Genomic DNA, 5,607 nt, shown 5'->3' with positions numbered 1-5,607 from the left:
TATATAAAAAAAATAGTAGTGCGAACCAATGCCTTGGTCTGCACTACTAATCTTAGTATGTTTATTTTATAAAGAAATGAGGTGTCAACATGAGTTCTTTTACATTTAATAACGAACGAAAAGACTTTATTCAAATCGCAAAAGGATGGAAAAGACCAACTTGGGCGCCATTAAAAAGGAATTTTCTAAGTGTTCCAGGATATCCAGGTGCAAGACTATTAAACACACAAACAGAAATGCGTGTTTTATCTATTCCTGTAGGAATTATCGTTCCTGATGGATCTGATTTAGAACTCATAAAAGAAGAAATTGCGGATTGGTTAATTACAGATCAAGCAGTAGAACTTACTTTTGATGTAGAACCAAATAGAACGTATGTAGCTGTTGTAGATGATAGCTTTGATCCAGATGAATTTGTAACACTCGGTATCGGTACAATTACATTTATTTGTCCGATGCCATATAAATTAGGAAAAGTACAAACGCATCCATTTGTACAAAGTTGGTCTACTGAGACTACTTCTAATTTCACAAATAAAGGAAGCGTAGAAGCTCCAGCATTAATTGAAATGACAGTAAAAAAACCAAGCACTTTTTTAGATGTATGGTTTGGCAAATATCCTTTAGAACGAAACTATTTCCGTATTGGTTATCCCCTAACTGTGGAGGAATCAACGGTACAAGAGCGTGAGCGTGTATTATGGGATGAAATGGCTTCACCTATAGGATGGACTCCTGTTACTGGACAATTTGATGATATGAAAGGGACAGGTAGTTTTAAGTCAAGAGGTGGTTACGCACTATATTGTGAAGAATATGGAGAAGGAAAAGGGTTTTATGGCGCGATAGCTAAGAAAAGTATTCCAGGCGGTCCATTACAAGATTTTGAAATGGAAGCATGGATGACTTTAAAATCCAAAAATATTGAGGAAATGGGGCGGTGTGAGGTCCTCCTGTTAGATGATGCAAGCAACCTGGTAGCTCGTATTAACATGAATGATCTATATGTCACTGCCGAAATTACAAAAGCGCATATGAAAATTGGGAATAGTGGAACGCCTAATAGTATTAAGAAATTAGTAGATACAAGCGGCTTTTACTCATCTACTTTCAAGCAATTTCGGGGGCGCCTGCGTATTGCTAGAAGAGGGACACAATGGTCTGTATATGTAGCTAAATTTATAGATGGTAAAGAGATAGACGGAGCATCCCTAGTTGAACGATGGAACGATGTTGACAACAGTAATCCAATGACAAACCGAAAAATAGCACAAGTAATGATTGCGCTTTGTAAGTGGGATAATCACCAACCTGTTAACGAAATGCAAATTGATGATTTAAAGGTTTGGAAGGTAAATAAAGTTCCTTCTAACACGAAACCTTATATCTTTGATACAGGAGACAAAGTGATTATTGATACTGAAAGAAGTCTTGTTACGATTAACGGGAAAGATGCTATCAATAGTAAAGATATATTTAGTGAGTTTCCTAAGATCATTCGTGGAGAGAATCGTATTGATATAATGCCACCAGATGTTACAGCTACAATCAGTTACAGGGAGAGGTATAGATGAGAACACCAAGTGGTGAATTGCATGTTGTTGATTTTAAAACAGAACAAATTGTAGCATCTATTCAGCCTACAGATTATTGGGATGATAAAAGACATTGGGAAATTAAAAATAACATCGATACATTAGAATTTCGAGTATTTGATAATACAAGGCATTCATCCACGCTTATGCAACAAAATTTAGTATTAAAAGAAGTGCGCGATGGTCGTATCGTTCCTTATGTAATTACTGAAATTGAAAAAGATTCTGATGATAGATCAGTAATCGCTTATGCATCTGGTGAATGGATTCAACTTGCTAAAGCCGGAATTATCCCTCCACAAAGATTTGAATCGAAAACAGTACACGAATTAACGTCTGTAGCTTTAGCTGGGACTAAGTATGAAATAGGGAATATTGAATATTCCGGGTTCCGCACAATGATTATTGATGAATTTATTGCCCCATTAACCTTGCTTAAAAAAATAGCATCATTATTTGAACTGGAAATTCAATATCGTGCTGAAGTTGTAGGCTCTCAAATTGTTGGACGTTATATAGATATGGTTAAGAAGCGTGGTCAAGAAACAGGGAAAGAAATAACTCTAGGTAAAGACTTACTAGGAATTAAACGAATTGAAAACTCTCAAAACATTTGTACAGCTTTACTAGGTTTCGTAAAAAAAGAAGGAGAAGGATTCGTTACTATTACAGAAATAAATAAAGGTGTTCCTTATCTTGTGGACAACGATGCTTTCCAAAGATGGAACGAAAAAGGGCAACATAAATTTGGTTTTTACAGTCCAGAAACAGAAAACGAGGATATGGATGCAAAACGTTTAATGACCCTTATGAATACAGAGTTAAAAAAGCGTGTAAATTCTTCTGTTTTTTATGAAGTCGAAGCACAATCAATCGGTCGTGTATTCGGACTAAATCATGAATTAATTAATGATGGAGATACAATCCGAATAAAAGATACAGGGTTTACACCTAAATTGTATTTAGAAGCAAGGGCGATTGCAGGTGATGAATCATTTAAAAATCCATTACAAGATAAATATGTATTTGGAGATTATCATGAGATTATTGATCCAAATGAGGAATTAAGAAAGATTTACAACCGCATCCTTGGTTCGCTAGGTAATAAGCAAGAGATGATAAATCAGTTAGATCAGCTAGTGAAAGAAGCGAATGAAACCGCTAGTCATGTAAAGAAAGAATCAGAAGCTGCAAAAACATTAGCTGAAAAAGTACAAGAAAATATTAAAAATAATACCGTTGAAATTATAGAATCCAAAAATCCACCAACAACAGGTCTTAAACCTTTTAAGACGCTTTGGCGTGATATTAGTAACGGAAAGCCTGGTATTTTAAAAATATGGATAGGTACAGCGTGGGAATCTGTTGTACCTGATGTTGAATCTGTAAAAAAAGAAACATTAGATCAGGTTAATAAAGATATTGAAACTACAAAAACAGAGTTAAATCAAATGGTTCAAGAAGCGAAAAATCAAGCTACAGGACAATTTAACAAAGTACAGGAAGGGTTACAAGGTGTCAGCCGTACAATTTCTAATATCGAAAATAAACAAGGTGAAATTGATAAGAAAGTAACTAAGTTTGAACAAGATGCTAGTGGATTTAAAACTTCTATTGAATCGTTAACGAAAAAAGATACTGAAATTAGTAATAAATTAAATACGGTTGAATCAACTGTAGAAGGTACAAAGAAGACGATTTCTGATGTGCAGCAAACAACAAGCGAGCTTAAGAAAACAACAACTGAAATGAAAGAAGAAGCTGGGAAAATCAGTGAAAAGTTAACAAGTGTAGAAACGAAAGTTGATAATACTGAAATTGGTATCCGAAATTTATTATTAGAAACGGCTACTAAATCGCACTCAGTAAAGAATGGAGAGAATAAACCACACACCTATTTTGGTGTAGCGAAGGATGCAGTTACTCTAATGCAGGGTAAGAATCTTGCTATGAGCTTTCTATTTACAGGTAAAGTTACTGCATGGGGTACAACGAATAAATGGGCTGGTTTCGAAGGGAAGATTACTTTCACAGACAATACATTTCAGTATACAAGTTGCCGTGTAGAAAATCGTCTAACACTAGGTAAACAGTATAAACAGGAAAGGTTTACAGCGAGTGCTATAGTAATGGATAAGCCTATTAAAGAGATTTCAGTTTATGCTTTAGCGCGTGATTTCACGGGAGACGTGTTAATTGAAAAGCCTAAATTAGAAATTGGTACAGTACCGACCGCATGGACACCAGCACCTGAAGATCAGGTAACAACAGATGAATTCACCAAGAAAACAACAGAGATTGAAAAAAGTGTGGATGGCGTAAAAACTACTGTAACAAATGTCCAAAACAACCAAGCTGGATTCGAAAAGCGTATGACTACAGTAGAACAAACAGCAAGCGGATTGTCCTCCACAGTTAGTAATTTAAACAATGTAGTATCAGATCAAGGGAAGGAGCTTACTGAAGCAAATACAAAACTCGAACAACAGGCAACCGCAATCGGTGCGAAAGTTGAGCTTAAACAAGTAGAAAATTATGTTGCTGGGTTTAAGATCCCTGAGTTGAAACAAACAGTTGATAGAAATAAACAAGATTTATTGAGCGACTTAGCAAATAAGCTTGCAACTGAGCAATTTAATCAAAAAATGACCCTAATCGACAACCGCTTTATTATCAATGAACAGGGTATCAATGCAGCAGCAAAAAAGACAGAGGTATATACGAAGACGCAAGTAGATGGACAATTTGCTACAGATTCCTATGTAAGAGATATGGAATCACGCCTTCAAATAACAGAAAAGGGCGTTAGCATATCTGTAAAAGAAAATGATGTAATCGCAGCCATTAACATGAGTAAAGAAAACATTAAATTACATGCTGCACGAATAGATTTAGTTGGTAAAGTGAATGCTGAGTGGATTAAAGCGGGAATATTAAGTGGTTGTCAAATTAGAACATCAAATACAGATAACTACGTAAGCTTAGATGACCAATTTATACGCCTCTATGAAAAAGGGGTTGCTAGATCATTTCTAGGACATTACAGAAGAACAGATGGTTCAGTACAACCAACTTTTATTTTAGGAACAGATGAAAAGACGAATGCTCCAGCAGGCGCTTTATTTATGTCTCAAGCAGGTGCAGGATGGTCAGGGGCTTATGCGAGTATTGGTATTAGCGATGGCATAGTTGATGGTACAGTCCAAAAATCTGTGTATTGGGAGTTGCAAAGAAACGGTTTAAGTGTTCTAAACGCTAATGATTACCATGTGTTTTATGCTGGGAATGGGAGTTGGTATTTCAGACGAGGAAAAGTTGGATTATATCAAACTTCGTTAGTCGTTGAAGATAATGGTACAGATTCTGATTTAAGATTACCCAATATCACTTTACGTAACAGCCGTGCAGCGGGATATACTGGAGTTCTCCAGGTTAAATCGTCTGTTACTCAAAATGGGTGGGGCGCTGTTCAAGGTAACTTTATGAGTCCTTCTCTACGAGAATACAAATCGAATATTCGTGATGTTTCCTTTTCCGCCTTAGAAAAAATCAGGAATGTACGAGTAAGACAATTCAACTATAAGAATGCGGTAAACGAGCTTTATAAAATGAGAGAAGAGAGAGATCCTAATGAGTCGCCATTGACAACAGAAGATATTAAAATATACTACGGGGCAATTGTAGATGAATCAGATGAGGCGTTTATTGATGAAAGTGGTAAAGGCATTCACTTGTATTCATATGCATCACTTACAATCAAAGCTTTACAAGAACTAGAAATTCAACAAGATCAAAAAATCCAAGCTTTAGAAGAAAAACATGTTCAAGAAATGCAAGCATTAAAAGAACAGCATGGATCAGATATGGAACTGATGAATCGTAGAATTACAGCTATTGAACAATTATTAGTTCGATAATTTAATATATGAAAACCGGAGCAGCCATAAGCTGGTCTTTCGTACTATATAAGTATGAGGAGTTATTCGAAGAATAGCTTGTCATACTTTTTTCA

2 protein-coding genes are annotated in these 5,607 nt (G+C 35.7%); both read left to right on the top strand.

Annotated elements, in window-relative coordinates; genetic code table 11:
• The first annotated feature begins 89 nt into the window (after positions 1-89).
• Entirely contained in the window at positions 90-1,574 is a 1,485-nt protein-coding gene (locus tag PDL00_RS34515; protein WP_270733831.1) for a distal tail protein Dit, read from the top strand.
• A complete protein-coding gene (locus tag PDL00_RS34510) occupies positions 1,571-5,512 on the top strand; it encodes a phage tail spike protein (RefSeq protein ID WP_270733830.1) in 3,942 nt (1,313 codons plus the stop codon). Before PDL00_RS34515 ends, PDL00_RS34510 begins: the two co-directional genes overlap by 4 nt.
• Positions 5,513-5,607: the final 95 nt, after the last annotated feature.

The sequence above is a fragment of the Bacillus cereus group sp. TH152-1LC genome (assembly GCF_027710505.1).
GTDB classification, from domain to species: domain Bacteria; phylum Bacillota; class Bacilli; order Bacillales; family Bacillaceae_G; genus Bacillus_A; species Bacillus_A mobilis.
The sequence above is the reverse complement of the archived record's forward strand: the minus strand, read 5'-3'. Positions and strand labels throughout refer to the sequence as shown.